24 protein-coding genes are annotated in these 25,709 nt (G+C 46.1%); 9 read left to right on the top strand and 15 right to left on the bottom strand.

From position 1 onward, the window contains the following. A partial coding sequence (locus A3766_RS13055; RefSeq protein ID WP_156508894.1) for a diguanylate cyclase occupies positions 1–190 on the top strand: 190 nt, incomplete at its 5' end. A gap of 30 nt (positions 191–220) precedes the next feature. On the opposite strand, the gene A3766_RS13050 is transcribed toward A3766_RS13055, so the two are convergent. Further along, entirely contained in the window at positions 221–1,936 is a 1,716-nt protein-coding gene (locus A3766_RS13050; protein WP_197479563.1) for a GGDEF domain-containing protein, read from the bottom strand. A gap of 160 nt (positions 1,937–2,096) precedes the next feature. Here A3766_RS13050 and A3766_RS13045 point away from each other — a divergent pair, with 160 nt between their 5' ends. Then, a complete protein-coding gene (locus tag A3766_RS13045) occupies positions 2,097–3,104 on the top strand; it encodes a TAXI family TRAP transporter solute-binding subunit (RefSeq protein WP_068512041.1) in 1,008 nt (335 codons plus the stop codon). Between the two features lie 174 nt (positions 3,105–3,278). Here the strand turns inward: A3766_RS13045 and glyS are convergent, their stop codons facing one another. The 3 genes from glyS to A3766_RS13030 all read right to left on the bottom strand — a co-directional run bounded on the left by glyS (position 3,279) and on the right by A3766_RS13030 (position 6,878). Further along, the gene (gene glyS / locus A3766_RS13040; RefSeq protein WP_068512038.1) at positions 3,279–5,348 is read right to left on the bottom strand and encodes a glycine--tRNA ligase subunit beta; all 2,070 of its coding nucleotides are present in this window, start codon (positions 5,346–5,348) and stop codon (positions 3,279–3,281) included. Further along, positions 5,348–6,349: a glycine--tRNA ligase subunit alpha gene (gene glyQ, locus A3766_RS13035; protein WP_082865010.1), complete on the bottom strand. Its 1,002-nt coding sequence runs from the start codon at positions 6,347–6,349 to the stop codon at positions 5,348–5,350. Before glyQ ends, glyS begins: the two co-directional genes overlap by 1 nt. An 88-nt stretch (positions 6,350–6,437) precedes the next feature. Continuing rightward, positions 6,438–6,878, bottom strand: coding sequence for a YtoQ family protein (locus A3766_RS13030; RefSeq protein WP_068634511.1), 441 nt, complete (start codon positions 6,876–6,878; stop codon positions 6,438–6,440). 159 nt (positions 6,879–7,037) lie between these two features. Here A3766_RS13030 and A3766_RS13025 point away from each other — a divergent pair, with 159 nt between their 5' ends. Then, entirely contained in the window at positions 7,038–7,625 is a 588-nt protein-coding gene (locus A3766_RS13025) for a hypothetical protein (RefSeq protein WP_068634512.1), read from the top strand. A gap of 78 nt (positions 7,626–7,703) precedes the next feature. On the opposite strand, the gene A3766_RS13020 is transcribed toward A3766_RS13025, so the two are convergent. The 7 genes from A3766_RS13020 to metG are packed head-to-tail and all read right to left on the bottom strand — an operon-like array spanning position 7,704 to position 15,843. Then, positions 7,704–8,483, bottom strand: a complete 780-nt coding sequence (locus A3766_RS13020; RefSeq protein WP_082865008.1) for an electron transport complex subunit E — start codon at positions 8,481–8,483, stop codon at positions 7,704–7,706. After that, positions 8,483–9,214, bottom strand: coding sequence for an electron transport complex subunit RsxG (gene rsxG / locus A3766_RS13015; RefSeq protein ID WP_082865009.1), 732 nt, complete (start codon positions 9,212–9,214; stop codon positions 8,483–8,485). The genes A3766_RS13020 and rsxG overlap by 1 nt, the downstream gene beginning before the upstream one ends. A gap of 3 nt (positions 9,215–9,217) precedes the next feature. Beyond that, complete coding sequence (gene rsxD, locus A3766_RS13010; protein WP_068512028.1) at positions 9,218–10,264, bottom strand: electron transport complex subunit RsxD; 1,047 nt, start codon at positions 10,262–10,264, stop codon at positions 9,218–9,220. A gap of 1 nt (position 10,265) precedes the next feature. Continuing rightward, the gene (rsxC, locus tag A3766_RS13005; RefSeq protein ID WP_231872230.1) at positions 10,266–12,575 is read right to left on the bottom strand and encodes an electron transport complex subunit RsxC; all 2,310 of its coding nucleotides are present in this window, start codon (positions 12,573–12,575) and stop codon (positions 10,266–10,268) included. Further along, the gene (rsxB, locus tag A3766_RS13000; protein WP_068512026.1) at positions 12,572–13,162 is read right to left on the bottom strand and encodes an electron transport complex subunit RsxB; all 591 of its coding nucleotides are present in this window, start codon (positions 13,160–13,162) and stop codon (positions 12,572–12,574) included. Before rsxB ends, rsxC begins: the two co-directional genes overlap by 4 nt. Beyond that, on the bottom strand, positions 13,163–13,744 hold the full coding sequence (rsxA, locus tag A3766_RS12995; protein WP_068512022.1) for an electron transport complex subunit RsxA: 582 nt from the start codon (positions 13,742–13,744) through the stop codon (positions 13,163–13,165). Positions 13,745–13,800: 56 nt separating this feature from the next. Beyond that, positions 13,801–15,843 carry a methionine--tRNA ligase gene (gene metG, locus A3766_RS12990; protein ID WP_156490485.1) on the bottom strand — a complete coding sequence of 681 codons (2,043 nt, stop codon included), beginning with the start codon at positions 15,841–15,843 and terminating at the stop codon, positions 13,801–13,803. A 266-nt stretch (positions 15,844–16,109) separates the two neighbouring features. On the opposite strand from metG, the gene apbC reads away from it, so the two are divergent. From apbC to bluB, 6 genes are read left to right on the top strand one after another with little or no spacing between them, the layout of a single operon-like run. Continuing rightward, on the top strand, positions 16,110–17,207 hold the full coding sequence (gene apbC, locus A3766_RS12985) for an iron-sulfur cluster carrier protein ApbC (protein ID WP_068509003.1): 1,098 nt from the start codon (positions 16,110–16,112) through the stop codon (positions 17,205–17,207). Positions 17,208–17,265: 58 nt separating this feature from the next. Then, positions 17,266–18,306, top strand: coding sequence for a nicotinate-nucleotide--dimethylbenzimidazole phosphoribosyltransferase (gene cobT, locus A3766_RS12980; protein ID WP_068553739.1), 1,041 nt, complete (start codon positions 17,266–17,268; stop codon positions 18,304–18,306). Positions 18,307–18,348: 42 nt separating this feature from the next. Continuing rightward, positions 18,349–19,119, top strand: coding sequence for an adenosylcobinamide-GDP ribazoletransferase (locus tag A3766_RS12975; RefSeq protein ID WP_197470230.1), 771 nt, complete (start codon positions 18,349–18,351; stop codon positions 19,117–19,119). A gap of 20 nt (positions 19,120–19,139) precedes the next feature. Beyond that, the gene (gene cbiB, locus A3766_RS12970; RefSeq protein WP_068552820.1) at positions 19,140–20,078 is read left to right on the top strand and encodes an adenosylcobinamide-phosphate synthase CbiB; all 939 of its coding nucleotides are present in this window, start codon (positions 19,140–19,142) and stop codon (positions 20,076–20,078) included. Positions 20,079–20,086: 8 nt separating this feature from the next. Beyond that, complete coding sequence (locus tag A3766_RS12965) at positions 20,087–21,211, top strand: aminotransferase class I/II-fold pyridoxal phosphate-dependent enzyme (RefSeq protein WP_068552818.1); 1,125 nt, start codon at positions 20,087–20,089, stop codon at positions 21,209–21,211. A gap of 12 nt (positions 21,212–21,223) precedes the next feature. Further along, entirely contained in the window at positions 21,224–21,940 is a 717-nt protein-coding gene (bluB, locus tag A3766_RS12960) for a 5,6-dimethylbenzimidazole synthase (RefSeq protein WP_068552817.1), read from the top strand. Here the strand turns inward: bluB and A3766_RS12955 are convergent, their stop codons facing one another. From A3766_RS12955 to A3766_RS12940, 4 genes are all read right to left on the bottom strand, one after another. Continuing rightward, entirely contained in the window at positions 21,941–22,642 is a 702-nt protein-coding gene (locus A3766_RS12955; RefSeq protein ID WP_082865041.1) for a hemolysin III family protein, read from the bottom strand. Positions 22,643–22,724: 82 nt separating this feature from the next. Continuing rightward, the gene (locus tag A3766_RS12950) at positions 22,725–23,156 is read right to left on the bottom strand and encodes a secondary thiamine-phosphate synthase enzyme YjbQ (RefSeq protein ID WP_068552815.1); all 432 of its coding nucleotides are present in this window, start codon (positions 23,154–23,156) and stop codon (positions 22,725–22,727) included. Positions 23,157–23,188: 32 nt separating this feature from the next. Further along, the gene (locus A3766_RS12945) at positions 23,189–24,151 is read right to left on the bottom strand and encodes an NAD(P)-dependent oxidoreductase (RefSeq protein ID WP_068508633.1); all 963 of its coding nucleotides are present in this window, start codon (positions 24,149–24,151) and stop codon (positions 23,189–23,191) included. A 110-nt stretch (positions 24,152–24,261) separates the two neighbouring features. Further along, positions 24,262–25,709, bottom strand: a 1,448-nt coding sequence (locus tag A3766_RS12940; RefSeq protein ID WP_156508893.1) for a bifunctional diguanylate cyclase/phosphodiesterase, incomplete at its 5' end; no start/stop codon positions are given.

The raw sequence follows: 25,709 nt of genomic DNA, 5'->3' as shown, positions 1-25,709 counted from the left end.
AGTCAGGGCAGCTATCGAGGCATTACAAATCCCTCACATTGAATCAGACAAAGGCGTGCTAACCGTCAGTATTGGTGTCGTGGAATCCAGAGTGGAAGCCTGGCAAGATCTGGTAAAACAGGCTGACAAAGCCCTTTACCAGGCAAAAAGTCAAGGAAGAAATCAGGTTACTGTAGCTGATCAGCTATAAAAGATCGGCCTTAGGTCTTATAGAACCTTATCAAGCGGTATTTTGAGTCTCATGGCCACCTGACTGACCTCCGATACAAATACGATTCCGGCCACTTTCTTTTGCCTGGTACAAAGCACTATCAGCAAACCCCACCAATGATTCACCTTTCTGCCACTCTGGTGGTGCCATGCTTGCCAAGCCAAAACTTGCAGTCATCGGTATTGTTTTGCCTTGATAAGTCATATTTGCGTCTTCAATTGCCCTTCGAAGTTTCTCGGTTTGCAATAGGGCCTCCTCTTGAGTCTGACCGTAGAGAATCGCAATGAATTCTTCACCACCATAACGAGCCACTATATCTGTTTGTCGCTGATACTGTTTCTTCATTAAGCGAGCAATCAGTTTTAAACACTCATCACCCGCCTGGTGGCCATAGGTATCATTTACCTTTTTAAAATGATCGATATCCATCATAACCAAGGTAAGCGGCGTCATGTTTCGGCGACTATTAGCCAAGGATATATCCATTGCTTGATCAAAGAATGGCCGGTTATAAAGTTGAGTCAAACCATCAATCTGGCTCATTAGTTCCAAGCGTTCTTCACGCTCCTTAATGCTTAGACGCATATGTTCCATTGCTTGAGCAACCGTCAGCAATTCATCATGAGTGCTAATCTCAATCGATTGATCATAATTTCCAATGGCAACCCGACCAGCTGCGCCTGTTAACTCACCTATAGCAGAGCTAACAGACTTATATAAACCAACTGACAAGTACAGCAAGACCAAGGAGAAGAAAGCGACGCTAATATAGAACAAGGATAAGCGCGCGATACTCTCCTGGTGATTGTTCGCCAGTACGCGGTCAGTCACCGATAAAATAAGCTTATTGTGCGCGTATACTAAGTGATATAAGTCGCTTAACTTAGCGTAGAACTCTTGCGGGTCACCCTTAGGAGAAAACGACTCTATCAAATGCTGTGAAAGTAGACCTTTAGCCTGAACCAAAGCCGATTTAACACCTAATAAGTCAATAGAAGGGTTATCTCTAAATATATCGGCATAGGCTTGCTCCTTTACATCAACATCATCAATCAACTTAGACAAGTTTTGATACGCTGCCTCCATCGCATCAGCACCATGTGACTCCACAAACGCCTGCCCTAGATACAGGCTACCAAACATTCTGACCAGACCTAAAGCATAAGTGTATTCTTCACTCTCATTGAGGAGGTTAACGAAGGATAAAATATCACTTTGGCCGCTTGAGGCATACAGGTAAGAAACTTGCCTTCTCCAGCTATAGGCCTGACCAACCATAATATGGGCCTCCTCATAAATCTTATCAACTCTTCCCGCCTCACTTCCACGAATAAAGCCGTCCTTTTCAAACTTATCCTTAAGGCTTAGTAAGTACTTACTACTAACTTTAGAATTTAACTTTTGGCTTAGATCCATAATACGACCATATGCCCGCTTCTTAACACTATCGAGCCTTGAAACCAAGAAAGAGTCACTCTTCCGAGATATAACAACAGTCATATCTCGTATCGTTTCCAAGTCTTCGATAAGTTCTGTTGATTGGCGAAGGTAGTTAAAACCAGAGCGTGTGTGCTGAGCCTGCTCTAGTTGCTGATGAGCACTAACTGCCAACTGCACTGCGAACAGAGCCAAGGGGATCGCGAAAACCGATGAGATCAACATAAACTTACCACGGTAAGTTAATCGATTCATCAGCAAAAATATCGGTTGAATCAGCTTATTCATAGCGAAAAGAAACTGCTTGTTAAGGGCCTTCAATAAGTGTAACAGCATAATTCTGTTTTTCTCTTTCACAACAATATCGTGTAGAAAATCTTTTCCAAAAAGATTATTCTTCAATGAAAAGGGTAAGGTGCTGATACAAGCAGCTTCAATAAGGAAACGTATGCTAGGTCGTAGGTCAAAAACTTTGAGTTTGTTCGGCAAATTGAAGCTGGCTAAGCTTTGTATTTTCGTCTTTCTTTTCGGCAGTTCCGAGCTCAGCCTTGCTCGTGACAAGCACTATATGATTGTCGGTACCGGTGGTGTCACCGGAGTGTATTATCCAACAGGCGGCGCAGTATGCAGGATGATCAATCGTCAACGTTCCGAGCACGGTATACGCTGTGGCGTTGAAAGCACCCAGGGATCATTGTACAACTTACGAAAAGTCAGAGAACTGGACTTGGATATGGCAGTTGTTCAGTCCGACTGGCAATATCACGCAGTACAAGGCAGTGAAGTATTTTCCTCAGAAGGCAGAGACCCAGCGTTACGCTCAGTATTTTCTATTTACTCCGAGCCATTTACTGTCGTCGCACGAAAAGATTCGGGCATCCAAACTTTAAATGACCTGAAAGGTAAACGAATTAATATAGGTAATAAAGGCTCTGGTCATCGTGCCACTATGGAAATTCTCATGCAGGCACTCGGCTGGGGAAGCAGCCTTTTTTCACAAGTATCTGAACTCAGCTCCTCAGATCAATCAAAAGCACTATGCGACAAGCAGTTTGATGCCATGATTTTTATGGCTGGGCATCCTAGCGCCTCGATTAAAGCTGCGACCTCAGATTGCGATAGCATTCTTATTGATGTTGAAGGTTCCGAAGTTAATCAGCTAGTCACTGACAACGCATATTATCACGAAGTCACCATTCCGGCTGGTATGTACCGAGGCAACCCAAATGAAATAAAATCATTTGGCGTAGGTGCGACACTAGTAAGCTCTAAAGATACACCCGACGAGGTTATCTACCAGTTAACCAAGTCAGTATTTGAAAATTTCCTCGAGTTTAAAAAACTTCACCCTGCATTCCATGCTCTCGATAAGACCAAAATGGTTAAAGAAGGCTTATCAGCCCCCTTACATGCCGGAGCAGTTCGCTACTACAAAGAAGTAGGTTTGTTGAATTAGTCAGCTGCCAATATTCTTTCAGTTGTTCTGTGGCCCACTAGAGGGTTAGCACAAGCTTAATCAAGCGCGAAGAAAAAACCTCTGCAAGAGATTAAGACCAGAAACAAAAAAGCACCACTCGAATGAGCAGTGCTTTGCTAGCAAGAAGGGAAAGCCTAACTTAGTGCTTAGGTGCTACTTAGAAAGCAGCGAAATATCTGCCACTCGCAGGAATAGCTCGCGCAGCTGACTCAACAAGGCTAAGCGATTATTCTTCAACGCTTCATCATCGGCCATAACCATGACATCTTCAAAGAACTGGTCAACAACTTTTTGAAGACTTGATAGCTCAGTCAAAGCAGCTTGGTAGTTACCTTGGTCAAACAATGGCGTTACAGTTTTTGCTAGGCTATCTACCTGAGCTGCCAAATCCTTTTCAGCTTGCTCAATCAGCTTACTCTGGTCGACCTGATCTGCCAACTCGCCCTTATTCTTCGCCAGAATATTGGAAACACGCTTATTGGCTGCCGATAAGGCTGAAGCCGCTTCGAGGCCCAAAAAGTTGCTAACCGCTTTGATGCGCTGATCAAAGTCGACCGGACGTGTAGGCCTACGAGCGTTAACCGCTAAGAAGACTTCAGCAGATACATTTTCATCCTGATACCAGGCACGGAAACGTTCCAACATGTAGTTCAATAAGTCTTCTTGGACACTATTGTTTTCCAAGCCTTCGTATTGCTCTAGCGACCAATTAATTAGGTCAACCAGATCAAGATCCAATTGCTCTTCAACAATGATTCGAAGCACACCTAAAGAAGCACGGCGCAAGGCAAATGGGTCTTTAGTACCCGTTGGAGGCTGATTGATACCAAATAGACCAACCAGTGAATCAAGTTTCTCAGCAATAGAAAGTGCACAACCCGTTTTTGTGGTCGGCAAGCTGTCGCCCGCAAACTTAGGCATGTACTGCTCATTCAACGCTAAAGCAACTTCTTTAGATTCTCCATCGTGCACAGCATAATGATAACCCATGGTTCCCTGTAAATCAGAGAACTCTAGAACCATTTCTGTCACCAGGTCAGATTTAGCTAGCTCTCCTGCACGCTCTGCATCGGACGCATTGCCACCAATTGCTGCGCCAATCTTCGCAGCTAGCTTTGATACACGTTCAGTTTTATCGTAAACCGTTCCCAATTTACTCTGGAAGACAATTTTCTTTAACTGCTCACGACGCGAGGCCAAAGTGGACTTCTTATCCGTTTCAAAGAAGAAGGCCGCGTCTGCCAGGCGAGGACGAATAACACGCTCGTTACCCTGAATTACCTGCTGAGGGTCCTTACTTTCGATATTCGCTAGCGTGATGAAGTTTGGTAGCATCTCGCCATTCTTATCCAAAGCATGGAAATACTTCTGATGCTCTTTCATCGAAGAAATCAGTGCTTCTGTCGGCACCTCCAAAAAGCGCTCGTCGAAGCGGCCGACTAAAGGTACGGGCCACTCATTTAGAGACGCGACTTCGTCCAACAAGTCTTCATCAATCACAGCCACACCACCAATACCTTCAGCAGCAGCCGTCACACCCTGACGAACCTTTTCCTTACGCTGATCATAATCTGCAATCACTTTGCCTAGCTCTAACAATAGAACTTCGTAGTCATCTGCTTTAGTAATTTCAATCTCACCCTGACTATGGAAGCGGTGACCGCGAGTCTTTCGACCAGCTGGAATATCCAGAATACTGCCTTCTACAACCTCATCACCGAAAATCATCAATACCCACTGCAGCGGTCGAACGAACTCAACCTTTTGAGCTCCCCAACGCATACGCTTAGGAATAGGCAACTTGTTCAATGACTGGGCAACAATGTCATTCAACAAAGATTTGGTTTCCTGACCTTTCTCTAGCGAGCGGTAAACTAACCATGTTCCTTTCGGCGTTTCCATTTCTTCTAGGTCTTCAGGCTTAATACCTAACGAGCCGGTAAAACCAGTCAAGGCGCGAGAAGGATTCCCTTCAGCATCATAAGCGGCTTTCTTTGACGGGCCTTTCTTTTCAACTGACTTATCAGCTTGCTGCACGTCCAAACCTTTAACTCGAACAGCTAAACGTCTGGGGCTAGCGAAAGCCTTTACCTCAGCATAGTTCAAAGCCGCATCTTTTAAGCCTGCTTCGATACCACTGGTAAAGGAGTCCGAGAGCTTCTTCAGTGCTTTCGGTGGAAGTTCTTCAGTCCCGATTTCAACGAGAAAATCTTGCGTAGACATTATTTCTTGCCTCCTTTGTCCGACTTTGAACCAGCGTTTTCTAAGCTGGCAAGGACTTCTTCACGAATCCCTTCAGGAGCCAGAGGGAAGCCTAATTCTTTACGACTATCAAAATATGCCTGGGCAACGGATCGTGCCAAGCCTCGAACACGCAGTATATAGCGCTGACGTTCAGTGACCGAGATCGCATGGCGGGCATCCAGCATGTTAAATGTGTGGGAAGCCTTAAGCACCAACTCATACGCTGGTAATGGCAAACCCTGGTCAATCATCTTCTGACTTTCAGCTTCACAGGTATCAAACTGTGCAAAAAGCGCATCAGTATTGGCGTGCTCAAAGTTGTAAGTCGACATTTCCACTTCGTTCTGGTGGAAAACATCGCCATAGGTCACATCACCATCTGGCCCATGCGCCCAGATTAAGTCATAAACGCTATCCACACCCTGAAGGTACATCGCGATACGTTCCAAACCGTAGGTAATTTCACCGGTTACCGGGTAACATTCGAGCCCGCCAACCTGTTGGAAGTAGGTGAACTGAGTTACCTCCATACCATTCAACCAGACTTCCCAACCCAAACCCCAGGCGCCTAGTGTAGGAGATTCCCAGTTATCCTCTACAAATCGAATATCGTGGACAGTGGTATCAATACCCATCGCCGCTAATGATTCAAGATAGAGTTCCTGAATATTCAGGGGTGAAGGCTTCATCACCACCTGGAATTGATAGTAATGCTGCAAACGGTTCGGGTTCTCGCCATAGCGACCATCTGTAGGTCGTCGACTTGGCTGAACATAGGCGGCATTCCAGGTCTCGGGCCCTATTGAGCGCAAGAAAGTAGCCGGGTGAAAAGTACCTGCTCCAACTTCCATATCAAGCGGCTGCAGGACTACACAGCCCTTACTCGCCCAGAAGTTTTGCAGGGCCAGAATCAGCCCCTGAAAAGTTTTAACGTCAGGCGCACCTGCACCGACTTCGTTTGCTTGGGTCTCGTTAGACACGATCGTACCACCAGATTCTTATAGAGTGAGAAACAAAAGAGCGGCATTATAACGTAAAACACGCCGCCTTGTAGCGAGATTAGCCCGACTATTGGTTGATATACTTCAAAATTTCAACTACTTGTTCCGGCGTTTCGGTCACCGCCATCGCTGCACCGTCAATTTCTTTCAAAGGATGCGTCAGTTCTGGCGCATGCATCACAATAATCGGCTTACCCTGACCAATCGCAATACCGGCGTCGAATGCTGCATTCCACTGCTTGTATTTTTCACCAAAACGCACCACAACAATGTCAGATTTTTCAATCAGGGTCATCGTACGTAAGGCGTTAATTTTTGCTGCTTTGTGGTCTTTCCAAAAGTTGTTATCTTCCTCTCCAAGAATACGAACACCAACCTCATCACTGGCTTCATGATTGGTAACTGGAGAATAAACGTCTACATCCAAGCCGTTTGATGCTAAACCCGCAACAATCCGCTCACGCCAATCACTATGAATTTCACCAGATAAATAAATGCTGTATTTCATGACAAGTGTCTCCCTAATTTCATATTAATGTTATATATTGTGCTTGTGATTTTATCGGAGTGCGAACTCTAACGAAATGTGATCTATTCAGCAAAATATTGATGTTGAAGCGAATAGATACGTTCACAAAGGACGAGCCCTACAAGGAGGGGGCAGTATATGGCAATTTATGATCACCAGTACGGCGAATTATCTTACTTCCGAGTCTTTCGAGCATGGGGAGGTAAAGAACACCAAGAGTATGTCCGTATCAAACGCAGTCGCAAAGCTGCGTATTCCAAAGCCCAGGAAATCGACGCTCGCTTTGCCAAAGCCCAGAAAGCTTACGGTTTGCAGCAAGCACTCTCTACCGAATATCATATTCGCGAAAAAGGCACGATCCGAGGTTTACGCCGCATTGTCGTTAAACGAAAAGGGCGTGCGCCGGCTGATGTTTTTGAGCTGCGTATTAACGTACCTTGGGAAGATGAAATAAAACGCACCACTATCTCCATAGCCGTCCACGGCGAGGAACAAGCTTTCCGTTTATCTGTAGAGAAGATCTGTGAATGGTATGGACTAAAGCCCCGTTCTGAGGCTGCCAAAGCAATGCAAGAATGTCTTCCTGCTTATCAAGTAAGCGCTGAAGAAGAAAGCAAACATCAAGAAACTGCAGCAATTTCTGAGCTTGTCGTTAAGAAAGCAAAAGATGAGTTTTCGAATATTACTGACGGTCTAATGAAAGGCCTGAAGCGATTTACCGCTTAAGTTGATAGAGTACGCACGATACAGCTGAAATGCTGTGTCGTGTCAACTGCACTATCTAAGCACCTTCCCCGTTATAGGCTAAGCAATCTTGCCGGTTACACGAACCCGCTTACTGCCCTTTTCTTTCTTTGTTTCAGTTTTCGCTTTTGCTGCCGCTGCACGTTGATCAATGATATTCTTCAGCGCAATGATTAAACCCATTCCAACAAACGCTCCCGGAGGCAAAATAGCAAACAGGAAGTTAGGGTAATCTTCGAAAACCTGAATTTCCCAAGCCAGAGCCATATCACCAAAGATCAGGTTCATTCCGGTAAACAGGGTTCCTTGACCAATGAGTTCACGCATGGCGCCCAGCAATACCAATACCACGGTAAAGCCTACTCCCATCATCAAACCATCTGTTGCGGCTGGCAATACAGGGTTCTTACATGCATATGCATCGGCTCGACCTAAGATTGCGCAGTTAGTCACGATTAATGGGATAAAGATTCCAAGAATTTCATACAATTCATAAGTGAAGGCTTGCATCAATAACTCAGCACAAGTCACTAGCGAAGCAATAATCATCACAAAAGCAGGTAGTCTGACTGAATCTCTCACATAGTTTCGAATCAACGAGACCGATACATTAGACCCAAGCAAAACCAAGGTTGTCGCCAACCCCAAACCTAAAGCATTAACTACTGTGCCGGTTACAGCCAATAAAGGGCACAAACCCAGTAGCTGAACCAAGGCTGGGTTATTGTCCCACAAGCCATTCTTAACTAGTTTGTTGAACTCGCCACTGCTAACAAAGCTTTGCTTCGCACCTTCGCTTTGTTCCGGTATTAAATCTGCGCTATTTTCTGCTGCTGCCATTATTGTGCCTCACCTGCTGCAGTATCAGTTCCCGACTTAGAACTCATTGCCTGATCCAGAATCCGATCTTTGTTCTCACTAAAGTAGATCAGCGCTTTATGCACCGCACTGACTATCGCACGAGGTGTAATGGTTGCACCTGTTAACTGATCAAAGTCTCCACCATCTTTCTTCACTTGCCACTGAGTTTCAGTCAAGTTCGCCAAAGACTTGCCGTTGAAGGATAAAACCCAATCAGACTTCTTCAAGTCGATTTTATCACCTAAGCCCGGCGTCTCTTTATGCTCTATCACTCTCACACCCTTAAGCTCCCCCGACATATCAATACTCATAATCAAACGTATAGGGCCTGTATATCCATCAGGCGCCACAACAGGCAATATTAGGTGGGTAGGAAGCTGATCTTTTAAAGCGATGAATGCCTCTACTGGTTCAATAGTCCCCAAGGCTTCAGATGGAGCTAGTGTAAAGGCATCATCGAGTAATTCATTATCGAACTCAGAAAGTGGCACAATCTGCAATAAGGCCTTTGACCTTGCTTGCTTCACCTGCTCTGCAATTTTCTCTTTCGTCCCCTGTTGGGTAAAGGCAATTAAACCGGCAGTAATAATTGCGAACAAACCCAGCCCCCACGCAGACCGAAGTATCGACAAGCCCAGGGTGTCTATCGTTTCAGAAAGCGGTTCGCCCAGCTCTTCTCGTTCGTCAGTTGGATTAAGCTTATCAGTCATCTCTTAAGCCTCCTCTTTCTGCTTGGCGCCGCGTTTTGCCGACTCATAGCCATAAGTTCTTGGCTGCGTATAAACATCAATCAGGGGTGCTGCAAAATTCATCAATAGCACAGCGAAAGCAAAGGCATCAGGGTATGCACCATAAACGCGAATAATATAGGTCAGTAAACCGATACCAATACCAAAAATCAAACGGCCACGAGTCGTGGTACATGAGGTAACGGGATCCGTTGCTATAAAGAAAGCTCCCAGCATGGTCGCACCAGACAGCATATGCAGGCTAAGCGGTGCGAACTGGTCTGCATCATAGCCCAAGACAAGCGCTGGCAAGGCCAAGCCAAGGATTACTCCCAAAGGCGTCTGCCAAGGTATGATCTTTTTCACAAGTAACACCAGGCCACCTGCCAGGAACATCAGATTTACCCATTCCCAACCCAAGGAAAATCCGGCACCAAATACCGGATTTTGCAGAACGACATCCGCAGTAGAGTGTGCAATTTCATGCTTATAGACATCCAAAGGCGTCGCCCCACTATAACCATCTGCTATGGTACCACCCCATATTGCATCAAGCGTTGCTCCCAGCGTTGCTGGAGAGTCCAATAAAGTCTGCGGTGTTGCCCAATTGGTCGTCATCGCTACAGGAAAAGATACCAGCACCAAAGCATAACCCACCATTGCCGGGTTAAAGGGGTTATACCCCATTCCTCCGTATAAGTGCTTGGCAAAAACAATAGCAAATGCTGTCGCTACCAAAGATACCCACCAAGGCGCAAAAGGAGGCAGAGCAATCCCCAGCAACACTGCTGTTACAAGCGCACTGTAGTCGTTAAGGTAAAACATAACAGGGCGCTTACGAATCTTCAGAATCAAGATTTCGCAAACAATCGCCACCACGCTGCACCAAAGAACATTGTGCAAGTTGCCCCAGCCGAAAAAAATCGTCTGTGCAATCAGGCCGGGAATAGTCAAGCCGATGACCCAGCGCATCATGTTTGCAGTTCGATTAGAACCTTTCGCATGCGGTGAAGTGAGCGTCAACAATGCCATCTTAGTTACCATTCTCTTGTGATTTCTGCACATCGCCTACTTTAGCGCGCGCACTATTCAGTTCATCTTGAGCGACTTTTACCCGCTGCTTGTTTTTATCAACGGCACGGGTTAATTTCTCGACTTGCTCTGGTTGAGCATTTGCTAAAGCGTCTTCCATCTTCATTAGCTTTGATTCCGCCTTTTCCACAGCTAGACTCAAAGCATCCAGATCAGGCAGTTCTTCCTTTTCACTTTCTTGTGAGCCTGACTGAGTCGAAGCTAATGCCTGTTGTGCCTCCTCGAATGCCTGTTTGGCTTGCTCAACACGCACTTTGTTCTTGTCGACAGCACGGGTTAGTTTCTCTACCTGCTCGGGCTGAGCATTTGCAAGTGCATCTTGCATTTTTGCCAACTTAGATTCGGCTTTCTCAAATGCTAGCTGCAACTCATCTACAGCAGCTTGATCTATGCCCTTAGCCTCACCCGCTTCTTCACTTTGCATCGCAGGTTCTGAGTTTGCTTTTTCCCAGGCTTGCTTAGCCTGGTTAACTCGCATTTGGTTCTTTTCTACAGCTCGGGTTAATTTCTCTACTTGCTCAGGATTATTTTCTTTTGCCGATTCAAGTGCATCGAGCATCTTATCCAGTTTCGATTGCGCCTTATCCCAGGCAGTTTTTAACTCTTCCGGGCTTTGCTCTATTGCTTCTGCAACTTCCTTAGCTTTCTTTGCTTCCGCTCTAGCCAAAGCTTCCGCAACCGCCGCTTTCTTGGCATCTATCTCTGGCGCTTTCTCTGGGGCCGCAGCAGCCTGAGCCTTTTTCTCTGCTTGCGCTTTCGCAGCGGCTTCGGCTCTGGCTTTACGCTTCGCCGCTTTTTCAGCCGCTTCACGATCGAGACGCTCTTGACGTGCTTCAAAACGCTCGCGCGCCTGATCCGACTTCAACTGATCAGCGCGCTGCTGCTTAATTTCACCTTTAGCATGACGATAATACTGAACAAGAGGAATCGAACTTGGGCAAACAAAGGAACAAGCACCACACTCAATACAATCGAACAAATTGTGATGCTCTGCCTTTTCATATTCCTGCCCGCGCGCAAACCAATACAGCTGCTGAGGCAAAAGCTCTGCAGGGCAGGCTTCAGCACACAAGCCACAACGAATACAGGCTTGAGCCGGCTCAGGCAAAGGCATTTCTTTTAGATCAGGAGCCAGAATACAGTTAGTGGTTTTCACGACGGGCACATCAGTATCTACTAGATTGAAGCCCATCATCGGACCACCCATTATCAGGCGTTCGTATTTGGCCGGCTTGTAATCATACTGACTCAATAGCCAACTAATCGGCGTCCCCAGAAGCACTTCGACATTGCCACGTTTGCCTATTTGCTGCCCGGTTAAGGTCGTAATCCGTGAAATAAGCGGCTCACCAAAGCGCACGGCACGATACATTGCAACGACTGTACCTACGTTGTGACAAACCACACCAATATCCGCAGGAATCTTAGCACTCGGCACTTCCTTCCCGGTAAGGATTTTTATCAGCTGTTTTTCACCACCGGAGGGGTACTTGGTTGGCACAACACAAACTTCAATGGTGCAGTTGCCGGTTTCAATACTCGCCAAAGCTTGCTGAAGAGAACGAATCGCTTCAGGTTTATTATCCTCAATACCAATCAAACACTCTTTCGGCTGAAGCACTTTGATCAGCAATCGAAGCCCTTCAACAAGTTGATCAGCCCGCTCACGCATCAATCTGTCGTCTGAGGTAATGTAGGGTTCACACTCTGCCGCATTCAGAATAAGCGTAGAAATGTCTGCACCTTTTGGAGGGTTAAGCTTCACATCACTTGGGAAACCAGCTCCGCCCATTCCGGCAATCCCTGCAGCACGAACTTTCGCTCTTATTGTGTCAGCATCCAGAGATAAGTAATCCTCACTCGCATCCAATTCACACCACTGGTCCTGGCCGTCTGTCTTCAAGGTAATACATAAATCTGAATTACCAGAAGGGTGCGCCACAACTTGCTCAGCAATACTTTCTACCACACCTGAGCTGGGTGCATGCAAGCCGACACTGATATAACCGTCTGCTTCAGCCAATAACTGGCCTTTTTTTACTTGTTGACCCACTTCAACCAAGACCTTGGAGGCTTGACCAATATGTTGCTGTAAAGGTAAAACAAGTAGTGGCGGAATGCCCGCCTCAGTAATCGCTGTCTCGCTCGATAGCGACTTCATTTCCGCCGGGTGAATACCACCATGAAAGTCTGATAAGGAACGTCCACTCGTGGCAATGATCTGTGTATTGTTCTGTGTCATGGCACTCATACAGACTGCACCTCCACAGGCTGAGACTTATCCGTAGCAATAATATGTACAGGCTTGGGTAAGTCCCAATGCCATGCTGATAGCCCCTTATCTACTGGCACCATATCGATACAATCTACCGGGCAAGGCTCTACACACAAATCACACCCAGTACATTCAGATTCAATAACTGTATGCATGTGCTTAGCCGCCCCTAAAATCGCATCGATAGGACACGCCTGGATACACTTAGTGCAGCCTATGCACTCATCTTCACGAATTACTGCGACCTGCTTGGCTTTTTCTTCACCGTGCTCAGCATCCAAGGCCATCGGTTCAACGTCTAATAAATCGGCCAGGGCCTGAATAGTCGCTTCGCCACCGGGAGGACATTTGTTGATATCTTCGCCCGCAGCAATACCCTCAGCATAAGGTCGGCAACCTGGGTGACCACATTGGCCACATTGAGTCTGAGGTAATAAACCGTCGATCTGATCAACGATTGGGTTGCCATCAACTTTAAACCTGACGGAAGCAAAACCCAGTAATGCGCCAAAAACAACAGCTAGCGCTAATAGCGCGACAATGGCGGTAATAACAATACTCATCTAGATATTCACCAAACCAGTAAAGCCCATAAAAGCGAGAGACATCAGCCCCGCCGTGATCATACCAATAGCTGAACCTTTAAAAGGCGTTGGCACATCAGCCACAGCAATACGTTCTCGCATTGCTGAAAATAGGATGAGCACTAAGGAAAAACCAAGCGCGGCACCAAAGCCATACATAATCGACTCAACAAAGCCGTTCTGCTTTTTAATGTTTAACAGCGCCACACCCAATACTGCACAGTTAGTGGTAATCAGCGGCAGAAAGATCCCAAGTACTCGATAGAGTAAGGGGCTGGTTTTACGAACAACCATCTCGGTAAACTGCACGACCACAGCAATCACCAAAATAAAGGTAATGGTCTGCAAGTACTCCAAACCTAGCGGCTGTAATAAGTAGGTAAAGGCCAAATAACTGCATACTGAAGACAGAGTCAGGACGAAGGTTGTCGCCAAGGACATCCCCATCGCTGTTTCCAGCTTGTTGGATACCCCCATAAACGGGCATAACCCCAGAAACTGAACCAGTACAAAGTTATTCACCAGAATCGTACTGACAAGAATTAGCAAATATTCAGTCATTCATTTCTCTCTAAAATTGAGACCCGTTATTATCCTTTTTAGTGCCACAAACCCAACTACATGATTCTCATGCCTGGCTGTGCACCGGAATGAGGCTCAAGCAACCAGATATCTTTGCCACCAGGGCCTGCAGCCAATACCATGCCTTCCGACATACCAAACTTCATCTTACGAGGTTTAAGGTTCGCTACCATAACCGTTAGCTTGCCAATCAAATCTTCTGGCTGATAAGCCGACTTGATACCAGAGAATACTTGCTTTTGCTCTGTTCCCAAATCCAAAGTAAGTTTCAGTAGCTTTTTAGCCCCTTCAACATGCTCTGCGTTCTTAATCAATGCAACGCGTAAATCCACTTTGGCAAAATCATCAAACTCAATTTCTGGCGCAATTGCCTCACCACCAGGCAAATCACTTTCTTCAACTGGCTTCTCTTCTTTCTTTCCTAGCTGCATTTCTGCCGCCGCAGCTTCTTTAGAAGCTTCAACCATCTTATTGACCTTATCCATTTCGACACGCGTCATCATCGGCTTAAACTTGTTGATTTGATGATCTAACAATAGCTCGGTACGCGCATCCCAGTTCAATTCAATGTTTAAGAAGCCTTGCGCCTTTTCAGTCATACCCGGTAGCACTGGCGCTAAATAGGTCATCAGCTGGCGGAACATATTGATACCATTGGAGCAAATTTGCTGTAGCTCAGCTTCTTTGCCTTCTTCCTTGGCAATCACCCAAGGTGCCTTTTCATCGATATACTGATTTGCCAGGTCAGCAAGCTCCATAATCTTACGAATCGCCTTACCAAACTCTCGACCTTCGTAGAAAGCTGCAATCTCGTCACCTGCATAGATAAACTTCTGAAGCAGCTCGGTTTCTTCACAACTCGCTGCTAACTTGCCATCAAAACGCTTAGTAATAAAACCGGCACAACGGCTGGCAATATTCACAACCTTACCGACCAAGTCAGAATTAACACGTTGCGCAAAATCTTCCAGATTCAAGTCCAGATCATCGACCGCATTAGTCAATTTGGCCGCAAAGTAATAACGCAGGTATTCAGGGTTTAGGTGCTCTAAATAAGTACGCGCTTTAATAAATGTGCCTCGTGACTTGGACATCTTCTTACCATTTACGGTAACGAAGCCATGAGCATGCACCGCATTCGGTGTACGATAACCCGCGCAGCTCAGCATTGCTGGCCAAAATAAAGCATGGAAATTAACGATATCTTTACCGATAAAATGATAAAGCTCGGTATCTGAACCTGCCTTCCAATATTCGTCGAAGTCCAAACCCTCTGTCTTATCACACAAATTTTTGAAACTCGCCATATAACCGATCGGCGCATCCAGCCATACGTAGAAGAATTTACCTGGCTGATTTGGAATCTCGAAACCGAAGTAAGGCGCATCGCGGCTGATATCCCATTCTTGCAGACCTGAATCCAACCACTCCGCTAGCTTGTTAGCAATTTGTGGCTGTAAGGCACCACTACGCGTCCACTCTTTAAGGAAGTCCGAAAAATCAGGTAATTTGAAAAAGAAGTGTTCAGATTCTTTTTCAATCGGTGTCGCACCGGAGATTACTGACTTAGGGTCAATCAGCTCCATCGGCATATAGGTCGCTGCACAGACTTCGCAGTTATCACCGTACTGATCTTCTGCCTTACATTTAGGGCAAGTACCTTTTACGTAGCGATCAGCGAGAAATAGATTCTTCTCAGGGTCAAAAGCCTGGGTAATGCTACGCGTGGCAATCTTGCCGTTAGCGGCACACGCCTCGTAGATAGAAGAAGAAAGAGCTTTATTTTCTTCGGAGTGGGTGGAGTGATAGTTATCAAAATGAATCTGGAAATCAGCAAAGTCCTGCTGATGCTCCGCTTTTGTTTTATCTATCAGCTGCTCTGGCGTGATGCCTTCCTTCTCGGCACGCAGCATAATGGCTGTACCGTGTGCATCATCTGCACAAACATAGGTACATTGCTCACCACGTGATTTCTGGAAACGAGTCCAGATATCGGTCTGAATATATTCCAACAAATGACCCAGGTGAATCGGGCCGTTAGCGTAAGGAAGGGCACTGGTTACCAGAATTTTTCGCACTGAATTCTCTTCTCTTGTAGATAAACAATTGCCCACGTAAGTTGGAAATAAGAACTCACTGGACAATCAAAACAATTCGGGAGTAAAAACCGCGCTATCATACCTATCTATTGGACATTTTTCATCCTGATATCGTGGTAAAGTTTGTTTCCAAACCAGGACGCTTAAGATTATATCCTCAAGAGACAGAAATTAGCCCTGCCCTTTCGTGCTATTTATTCTTTATAATGCGCCTTTCTTTCAAGAACCTTAGCAATGGTAGCAACATGTCATCAGTTAATCAGCGCGAGCTAGAAGATGCGATTAAAGGCTTTAATGACCCTTATCTAAACAAAGATTTGTTTTCCTTGGAGGCCATCAAGTCCCTTACTTACGACAATAAGCAAGTAAAGCTCGATATTGAAATGCCTTACGCCTGCAAAGGTACTTTAGGCGCAATGCAGCAGATACTTACGAGCAACCTGGAGTTTGTTGATGGCGTCGAAAGTGTCGATATATCTGTCTCTTTCAAAATAAAGGCGCATAAAGCGCAAGGCCAGGTTCCTGCTTTCGAACGCGTCAAAAACGTCATTGTGGTAGCGTCTGGCAAAGGTGGTGTTGGTAAAAGCACCAGTTCAGTTAACCTGGCACTGGCACTCGCTCAAGAGGGCGCAACTGTTGGTATTCTTGATGCTGATATTTACGGCCCAAGCGTAGGTATGATGCTGGGCATTCCAGAAGGCCAACGCCCTGAAACTGAAGAAGAAAAGTTCTTTGTGCCTATCGAGGCTCATGGCATACAGGCAATGTCGATGGCCTTTCTTGTAGATAATAACACCCCCATGGTTTGGCGCGGCCCCAAAGTTAGCGGTGCTTTGATGCAACTAGCCACGCAAAGCCTATGGAACAACCTGGACTACCTGATTATCGATATGCCACCAGGCACGGGTGACATCCAACTCACCTTGGCGCAGAAAATCCCTGTAACCGGCTCCGTTATTGTCACCACACCTCAAGATATTGCCTTGCTTGACTGCAAAAAAGGCATCGAGATGTTCCGCAAAGTAGACATTGATGTACTCGGCGTAATCGAGAACATGAGCACTCACATTTGTAGTGAATGCGGCCACCATGAACCCTTGTTTGGTGAAGGTGGCGGTGCACGTATCGCACAGACTTATCAGACCGAAGTACTTGGGGAGATGCCCTTACACAAAACCATTCGTGAACAAACCGATGCAGGCCAACCAACCGTTGTGGCAGAGCCTGATAGCGAAGTGTCTCACTTATATAGGGATATAGCGCGCAAGGTTTCGGCAGCAATTTCGCAGAAAGCACTCGACCCAAAACGAGCCTTCCCGAATATTGTTGTTAGCCGGGGCTAATCACCAAGAAACAGCAACTAAGACAATAGACACTTAATTTTATATCAGGATACCTCCTATGCAATGGCTTAATGACGCTGCTCAAGCAATTAATCTGGAAGCCCAAACAGCGGCAAGTACTCGTCAGGGGCAACTAACCAAGCCACCCGGTTCATTAGGCCAGCTGGAATCGCTAGCAATCAAATTTGCTGGCTTACAAGGCAAGGAAGTACCCACTATAGACAAGATCATGATCCGTATTTTTGCTGCAGACCACGGTGTTGTTGATGAAGGTGTTTCGGCCTTCCCTCAAATCGTGACAGGTGAGATGGTAAAAAACTTTGCCGCTGGCGGTGCCGCGATTACCGTATTAGCTCGCCAATTGAATGCTGATTTCGGCGTAATTAACCTAGGCACAGTCAATGAACTCGCTCCCTTAGATAGCGTGACTGACCAGCGTATTACTGCCGGCACCGCGAACTTCTGCCAGCAAAGCGCGATGAGCGAGGAACAACTAAGCCAAGCACTAGAAGCCGGGGCTCAATCAGCATCACAAGCAAAAGAGTTGGGTATCGAGCTGTTTATTGGTGGTGAGATGGGCATAGGTAATACCACCAGCGCTTCCGCTTTAACAGCAGGCTTGACTGACTTACCTGTGGAGCAGCTCATCGGAAGAGGAACGGGTATTGATGACGAAGGTATCCAGCGAAAGCTCAAGGCTGTACAACAAGGCTTAGACCTTCACAAAACCAGTGATACGACAGCAAGCGAACTATTGGCCAAGCTTGGCGGCTTTGAAATTGCCGGACTGGTTGGCGCCTATATTCGCTGCGCTCAACTGGGTATTAGCGTTTTGGTAGACGGTTTTATCAGCTCGGCAGCAGCCTTAGTAGCAACGCGAATTAACCCCTCTATTCGTCCCTGGTTGTTTTTCTCTCACTGTTCAGAAGAAGCCGGTCATAAACACCTATTGCAAACACTTGAAGCCGAACCCTTGCTGAGTCTAGGTATGCGGCTGGGCGAAGCTAGTGGTGCCGCCGTCGCTGCGCCCCTCTTACAGTCTGCCTGTCTGCTTCATGCCCAAATGGCAACCTTTGATCAGGCTGGCGTCAGTCAGTAATTTGAGCTGCCATAATCGCCTGCTACACACGGAGCATTTTTTGTGAGCCAACGAGAAACACCCGCTGCTAATCAAATTAAAGCGGCGATCATTGCCCTTCAATTCTTGAGTGCAATCCCTGTTGGCCAGCAATCTGCTCCGACTGAGAAAGAGATAGGCGCATCACTCAGCTGGTATCCACTTGTTGGTCTATTGCTGGGTATAATCTTGTGCTCAGCATCATTACTTTTGAGCTTTGTTTTTCCAACACTTCTAAGTGCGGCTCTAATCTTAACGCTATGGGTAGTGCTTACCGGCGCTCTACATCTCGACGGTTTTGCCGACAGTGCTGATGCCTGGATGGGTGGGCTTGGCTCAAAAGAAAGAACTCTGCGACTTCTGAAAGATCCAACATCTGGCCCAATTGCTATTGCAGCGACTGTTTTATTAATGCTTTTGAAGCTCTTAACTATTGAGCTAATCATCAATCAGGATATTTGGCTGCTTATCTGGCCCCTGGTATTTGCTCGCATCAGCGCCAGCCTGCTATTTGTTACCACACCCTATGCACGAAAAAGCGGTTTAGGAAGTGCAATTGCCGAGCACAAGCAAGATCACCAAGTTTGGCTTGGTTCTATCATCCTCATGCTCGCTTCCTGCTACTTTCTAGGCTGGGCAGTCATCATCCCCCTGCTATTCGTAAGCTGCTTAAGTTTCTACTACTTGCGCTCTCGCATGATGAAGCGGCTTAAAGGGTGCACAGGTGATACAGCCGGCGCCATGATCGAGATACTCGAATGCATCACCCTGCTAGTTCTCGTTGCCTGCCAATAAATATAACAAGGAAATAACACATGTACTTTTCAATTTGCCTCTTATTGGCCTTGTTCCTCGATAAGGTCTTTGGCGAAGCCAAGCACTTTCATCCTCTCGTTGGCTTTGGCAATCTCGCCACCGACCTTGAGCACAAGTTAAATAGCGGGTCCGGCAAACGGCTTAAAGGCATCATTGCACTGACATTCCTATTAGTGCCTACCGTTCTACTCGCTTTCTATTTGGAGTTACTTACACTCAGCGAACCGATCGCTCACGTCGCCTTTGCCTCGTTCGTCTTATATACAGCGCTAGGTTGGCAAAGCCTCAAAGAACATGCTGAAGCGATTATTGAACCTTTAACCAAAAGGCATCTAGGTGAAGCTCGGAAGAAAGTCGCTCGAATTGTTAGTCGTGACACCAAGCATTTAACGCCCGAAGACGTCGCAAGCGCCAGTACAGAGTCTGTACTCGAAAATGGTGCTGACGCAATCTTTAGCACTATTTTCTGGTTTATTGTTGGCGGCATACCGGGCGTTGTTCTTTTCCGCCTGGTGAATACTCTCGATGCTATGTGGGGCTATAAGAACACTCGCTACAAGGACTTCGGGTGGGCTGCTGCTCGCCTTGATGATGTAATGAACTACCTTCCGGCTCGACTGACTGCACTTAGTTATGCGCTATGCGGGCAAACACGCAGCGCTTTTCAATGCTGGAAAACACAAGGTAAATTATGGAAGAGCCCCAATGCAGGCCCAGTCATGGCTGCTGGAGCTGGTGCACTTGAATTAAAACTAGGCGGTAGCGCCTGCTATGACGAAACACTTGAACAGCGATCTACGCTTGGCCCTAAACATGGTCAAGCGGCTTGTGCGCAAAGCATTCAAGAAGCGCTCAAGCTGATTAAACGCAGTCTAATTCTTTGGTGTGCTGCACTTATTTTTCTTGAAGGCTACTTCTTTCTGATTCGTTTCTATTAGGCCCCAGGATGACAACGCAACAAACACATATTGTCCATGGTGGCGACTTAGTCAGCGCCTCGATTCGCTATAACATTCCCGAATCAGATTGGGTGGATCTGTCAACCGGCCTTAACCCGATCACTTATCCTTGCGATGACATTCCGGCAACCGTATTCTCTAGATTGCCTTACCCTAGCCCGGAATTCAGGAAAACAGTCGAAGGCTATTATGGCCCGCATGCCTACCGCTCACTTGCTGGTACTCAAGAGATTATTCAACAACTGCCTTTGCTATTAGCAGATCTTCCTGTGATCTTGCCGTCCCTGGGTTACCAAGAGCATCAGTGTGCGTGGACAAACAAAGGCGCTGAGATTAGTTTTTACGATGCCTGCATCTTATCCAAAGCTGACGCCATGATTGAGCGGCTGATTGAAGCTAACTCACAACAGCATTTACTTATTATCAACCCGAATAATCCAAGCGGGCTCATGATTCCTCTAGAGAGCCTGTTCTCCTGGGCTGCCATGCTCGGAACTGACGCAATGCTGATCGTGGACGAAGCATTTATCGATCTAACACCTAAAGCCAGCCTACTCTCACGCCCACCCCTGCCCGATAACATTTTAGTACTGAGATCTTGCGGCAAATTCTTCGGCTTAGGCGGTATTCGGGCCGGCTTCATATTTGGCTCACCTAAAAGTCTCTCTCGCATACAGTTTCCGAGCAACCCTTGGCCACTCAACGGCCCAGCTATGCACATATTAAGCAAGGCCCTGCCCGATCGATACTGGCAACATGCCAGCCGAAAGCGCATCCAAAAGAGCGCCCAAGAAATCCAAAGCTTATTTGCGCCCTTGGTTCACAACAAAGCGCTCAAACTATTAGCTGATAGAGGCCTGTTTATTAGCTTCCAAGGTAGCCCATCTTATCTCAGCGAACTCTATGAGTTCTTCGCAAAAGCAGGTATTCTCTTGCGCCTTATATCTGTGAACAACGATTTTGCCATGCTACGAGTCGGCCTTGTTGATCATTTGGATAAAACGAGCATTGAACGAATCCGGCAGTGTGTTGCCCAAGTTGCCAGCAAAAATGCCTTTGATTCGTTTATAAAAACCAGGCCTCGAAGGTCAATTTCTGAGCGTAACAAATAGAGTATTTTTTCAATGTCCGCCGAAGACCAGACTGTAAACTTTACGCACGATGAACGCGAAGCGCTCTATAAAACCATTTTTAATCGACGTGATGTCAGAGGAGAATTCAAGCCCGACCCGATTCCGGATGAGGTCTTGGCCCGCATATTGAAAGCCGCACATCATGCGCCCTCGGTTGGCTTTATGCAGCCCTGGAACTTTATGTTAGTTCGCTCAAAAACAGTTCGACAACAAGTACAAGAGGCTTTTACTGATGCCAATAACGAAGCAATGGAAATGTTTCCGGACAACAAGAAGCCCCTGTATCAGTCTCTGAAGCTCGAAGGAATTTTAGACTCACCGCTTAACCTTGTCGTCACCTGTGACCGTCAACGCGGCGGCCCTGTTGTGCTAGGCCGCACACATATAAAAAGCATGGACTTAAACAGCACCGTCTGTGCCGTTCAGAACTTATGGCTGGCAGCACGCGCTGAGAATGTAGGTATTGGCTGGGTTAGTATCTTTGATCAGGACAGAGTAAAAGCAATTTTAGGCATTCCCGAACATGTCGTACCTGTCGCCTACCTATGTATGGGCTATGTCTCTGAATTTAAAGTGAAGCCCGAACTCGAAAGCAAGGGGTGGCGAGAACGTCTGCCATTGGAGGACTTAATCTACTTTGATCAATGGCAGCAACAAAACCGTGACGACAGTCTAATAAAAGTTATCTCTGACCAGCCCGAAGTTTAATTATACAGCGACCTGAGGTGGCAAAACGTAGTAATAAACACTGAAGAAATGACAAATACTGCCCCCCAGTACAAACAGATGCCAGATTGCATGGTTATAGGGAATTCGTTCGACCAAATAGAAGACAACACCAAGAGTATAGATTATTCCGCCCAAAGCGAGTAAAAACACTCCTCCTTCCGGTACTGATGCGAGCAAATCCTCAGCACTTAGAATCACCAACCAACCCATAAGCAGATAGCTCGCGACGCGCAAAAGTGAAAACCGATGCTTGAAACGTATTTTCAAGAAGATACCGAAAAATGCAATGCCCCAAACAAGGGCTAATAAGCCCCAACCACCGACTTCTCTCATACTCACCATGAGGTAGGGTGTATAAGAACCTGCAATCAGGAGGTAAATAGCACAGTGATCGAACATCTTCAGCTTATCTTTTTTAACCGGGCATCGCTCGGCATGATAAAGCGTCGAAGCTAAGTATAAAGCCGTTAGACTCAAGCCAAATATACTAAAACTGGCGACTCTCCATACATCATCCATTGGAATTGCAGCGATTAACAAGACAAATAAACCCGCAATGCTTAATAGCACACCTAGCCCGTGAGTTAAGGTATTTAGCAACTCGTCTAAACTATGTTCCAGGGTTTCCACCCGCTTATTATCAACTGGCTGATCGCCCGTTTTGTCCACCACTTTGCTCATAATCACAACTTGCGCCTCAAATTTAAGTGCACACATGTTAGCTGAAGTTGGACAGAATAAGTAGTCTATTTTTTAACCATAGTTAAGTCTGACCCTGCATAGTGACTACTAACTTACGTGAACCAGCTTGATTTCTATGCTCCCCAAGATAAATCCCTTGCCACGCACCCATCGAGAACCTTCCCGAGTTAATCGGAATAGTTAAAGAGCAGCCTAGCAGCGAGGCTTTGATATGAGCGGGCATATCGTCAGAACCCTCGAGTATATGATCATAATAGGGTGCATTTTCCGGCACAAACTTATTAAAGTGCTTTTCCATATCACTGCGGACATCCGGGTCTGCATTTTCATTTAATGTGAGTGATGCTGAGGTATGTTGAATAAACAGGTTCGCTAGACCTATTGAAATCGTATTGAGCTCAGGTAAGGCTTGCTCAATTTCCCGAGTGATCAGATGAAAACCGCGGGAGCGGGCTTGAAGCTCAAGTTCTTTTTGTAGCCATACTGTGCTCATCGTTAAAGTCGCGCCCTCTTGATTCAAATTAACTAAACAATGTAAGCCTGGGGTTCTCCCTCGGCAAATCTTCTAATATTTGCGGCAGCTTTGTCCAACAAGCGCTGACGCGCCTCTTTACTCGCCCAAGCACAATGAGGGGTAACAATTAAGTTTGGAATTTCTCTATCCAGTAGTACATTTCCACCCTTAGGCGGTTCAACGGATAAGACATCTGTTGCTGCGCCGGCCAAGCGGCGTTCTTTCAATGCCTCGGCCAAAGCGTTTTCATCCACAATGCCACCTCGAGCAAGATTTAATAAATAGGCCGAAGGCTTCATTTTAGACAGGGCATTGGCATCGATTAGATTTGTAGTTTCATCACTCAGCAGGCAATGAATAGATAAGACATCAACTTGCGGCAATAGCTCTTCCAAAGCCAAGCGAGGATAGCCATCAACACTTTCCAAGCTTTGACCGGAACGAGCTGCCAGTATAACCTTCATGCCAAAGCCTTCGGCCATTTTTGCAACACCCTGTCCAAGGTCACCATAACCGAGCAGGCCAAGCGTCTTGCCTTCCAGTTCAACAATAGGGTAGTCCATCAAACAAAAAATCGGACTTGTACACCAGCGTCCATCTTGAACATCTTTAGCGTAATCCAATAAACGGTTTGTTAGTGCCAGCAACAAAGAAAAGGTATGCTGAACAATAGCCGGGCGCCCATACTGTGTGACATTACAGACCCTAACACCGGCCTCTTTAGCCGCTTGCAAGTCAATATTGTTCGTCCCTGTCGCCGTAACGGCTATCAGCTTTAGGCTGGGGTTACTTGTTATTTCTTTCTTCCCCAATAGCACTTTATTGACAACGACCACCTCAAAGCCTTTTATTCGTTCACAGACATTCGCTGATTCCGTCGTATCATAAGATTGATATTGGCTAAATGAAGACTCGATATCACTCAGGTCCAGACCATCTCCCATACTTGCTACATCAAGGAAAACCCCTTTCATCGCGCCACCTGCCTTAAGATCAATTTTGCTTCGCCAAGAAAAACGAGAGTATGTCATATCAAGCTAATTGATGACAAAAACCTGTTTAGGTACCCGAAGCTTTTTTCTTTCTAAGAGCTTGAGCTGACAATATGCGGTGTCTGTTGCCACTTTCGAATGAAGGCCGGGATTTCGGGTGCTGGGATTGGCTTAGAATAGAAAAAGCCTTGAGCATAATCACAACCAAGCCCGATTAATGACTCTTCCTGCTTCTTAGACTCGATACCTTCAGCCAAGACCTCGATAGATAAGCTATCAGCTAAGGTAATGATACTCTTGACCAGTGCTTGATCAGAGCTGTTGTTAATTAACTCATTGACAAACATACGGTCAATTTTAATCTTTGACAGGATATGGCTGAATTTTTTGATATAACCAAGAGACGAATAACCTGTACCAAAGTCATCAATACTGAATTTAAGCCCTGACTTAAGTAGCTGCTTAATACCCTTCATCACAACAGGGTCGTCGTCCAACATCAAACGTTCTGTTACTTCCAGCTCCACCCAATCCAAGGTTTGCAAAAATACCTGGTGATTATGCGTCCAGTCAGATAACTCGCGATGGTGAAAGTTAGTTGGGCTAAAGTTGATAGCAACGATAAATTCTTCATTGAAATCACTGCGCCACTCTTTAACCTGCGCAATGGCATGTTCAAATACCCAGATGTCGATATCAAATATCTGACCGGTTTTTTCGGCAACCGGAATAAACAAGTCCGGCCTAACCTTACCCAGGTCTTCATCTTCCCAGCGTAATAAGGCTTCGAAACCGGTAATACTCATATCGCGCAAATCAATCAAAGGCTGAAAATAGAGCTCTAGTTGATTATTAACGATCGCATCTTTCAATTTACTCTTAATCGTATTGTGCAACACGATGTTATACATCATTGACTCGTCAAAGAATGCAAAGGTATTACGGCCTGCTTCTTTGGCTTTATACATCGCGGTATCTGCACGACGAATCAAATCTTCAGTATTCTCGCCATCTTCAGGGTAAAGCACGACCCCGATACTACAACCTAATTGAAGCTGCGAGTCACTTAAGACAAAGTTTTCTTTAAAGGCCAATATCGTTTTATCAGCAACATCCTCAGCATCTGCGCGAGTGTTGCACTGAAAGCAAGCGATGAACTCATCGCCACCAAAACGGGCCACATAACCTCCGTAGCGAGTGATCAACTTCTTCAAGCGGGAAGCACTATCCAGCAGAATCTTATCGCCTGTACTATGCCCCAGGCTGTCATTCACCTCTTTAAAACCATCCAGGTCAATAAAAAAGATTGCCAGCTTCGAGTATTCGGCGTTTTCCTGCTGGTTAAGCATTTCATTTTTCAGGTGATATTCAATATGGCGACGGTTAGGCAAATTTGTCAGCATGTCGAAATTTGCCTGATGCTCTAACTGGTCTTCATAGGACTCTTTTGCCAAAGCAAACTCGGCAACCTGCTTTCGTCCCCGGTTCAAAGCTTCAACCAAGTCAGCAATTTCATCACTGTATTCGGGGCGATTCAGCA

Source organism: Oleiphilus sp. HI0132, from assembly GCF_001635845.1.
This window is presented reverse-complemented; position numbering and strand designations above follow the sequence as displayed.

Bases quoted from the DNA above. Each gene is read 5' to 3' on its own strand.
- cbiB (WP_068552820.1), top strand. From the start codon at position 19,140: ATGTACTTTTCAATTTGCCTCTTATTGGCCTTGTTCCTCGATAAGGTC.
- rsxB (WP_068512026.1), bottom strand. From the start codon at position 13,162: ATGAGTATTGTTATTACCGCCATTGTCGCGCTATTAGCGCTAGCTGTT.
- A3766_RS13050 (WP_197479563.1), bottom strand. From the start codon at position 1,936: ATGAATAAGCTGATTCAACCGATATTTTTGCTGATGAATCGATTAACT.
- A3766_RS12950 (WP_068552815.1), bottom strand. From the start codon at position 23,156: ATGAGCACAGTATGGCTACAAAAAGAACTTGAGCTTCAAGCCCGCTCC.
- A3766_RS13030 (WP_068634511.1), bottom strand. From the start codon at position 6,878: ATGAAATACAGCATTTATTTATCTGGTGAAATTCATAGTGATTGGCGT.
- bluB (WP_068552817.1), top strand. From the start codon at position 21,224: ATGTCCGCCGAAGACCAGACTGTAAACTTTACGCACGATGAACGCGAA.
- rsxA (WP_068512022.1), bottom strand. From the start codon at position 13,744: ATGACTGAATATTTGCTAATTCTTGTCAGTACGATTCTGGTGAATAAC.
- A3766_RS13020 (WP_082865008.1), bottom strand. From the start codon at position 8,483: ATGGCAGCAGCAGAAAATAGCGCAGATTTAATACCGGAACAAAGCGAA.
- rsxG (WP_082865009.1), bottom strand. From the start codon at position 9,214: ATGACTGATAAGCTTAATCCAACTGACGAACGAGAAGAGCTGGGCGAA.
- rsxC (WP_231872230.1), bottom strand. From the start codon at position 12,575: ATGAGTGCCATGACACAGAACAATACACAGATCATTGCCACGAGTGGA.
- A3766_RS12945 (WP_068508633.1), bottom strand. From the start codon at position 24,151: ATGAAAGGGGTTTTCCTTGATGTAGCAAGTATGGGAGATGGTCTGGAC.
- apbC (WP_068509003.1), top strand. From the start codon at position 16,110: ATGTCATCAGTTAATCAGCGCGAGCTAGAAGATGCGATTAAAGGCTTT.
- A3766_RS12955 (WP_082865041.1), bottom strand. From the start codon at position 22,642: ATGAGCAAAGTGGTGGACAAAACGGGCGATCAGCCAGTTGATAATAAG.
- glyS (WP_068512038.1), bottom strand. From the start codon at position 5,348: ATGTCTACGCAAGATTTTCTCGTTGAAATCGGGACTGAAGAACTTCCA.
- A3766_RS12965 (WP_068552818.1), top strand. From the start codon at position 20,087: ATGACAACGCAACAAACACATATTGTCCATGGTGGCGACTTAGTCAGC.
- A3766_RS13025 (WP_068634512.1), top strand. From the start codon at position 7,038: ATGGCAATTTATGATCACCAGTACGGCGAATTATCTTACTTCCGAGTC.
- cobT (WP_068553739.1), top strand. From the start codon at position 17,266: ATGCAATGGCTTAATGACGCTGCTCAAGCAATTAATCTGGAAGCCCAA.
- rsxD (WP_068512028.1), bottom strand. From the start codon at position 10,264: ATGGCATTGTTGACGCTCACTTCACCGCATGCGAAAGGTTCTAATCGA.
- A3766_RS13045 (WP_068512041.1), top strand. From the start codon at position 2,097: ATGCTAGGTCGTAGGTCAAAAACTTTGAGTTTGTTCGGCAAATTGAAG.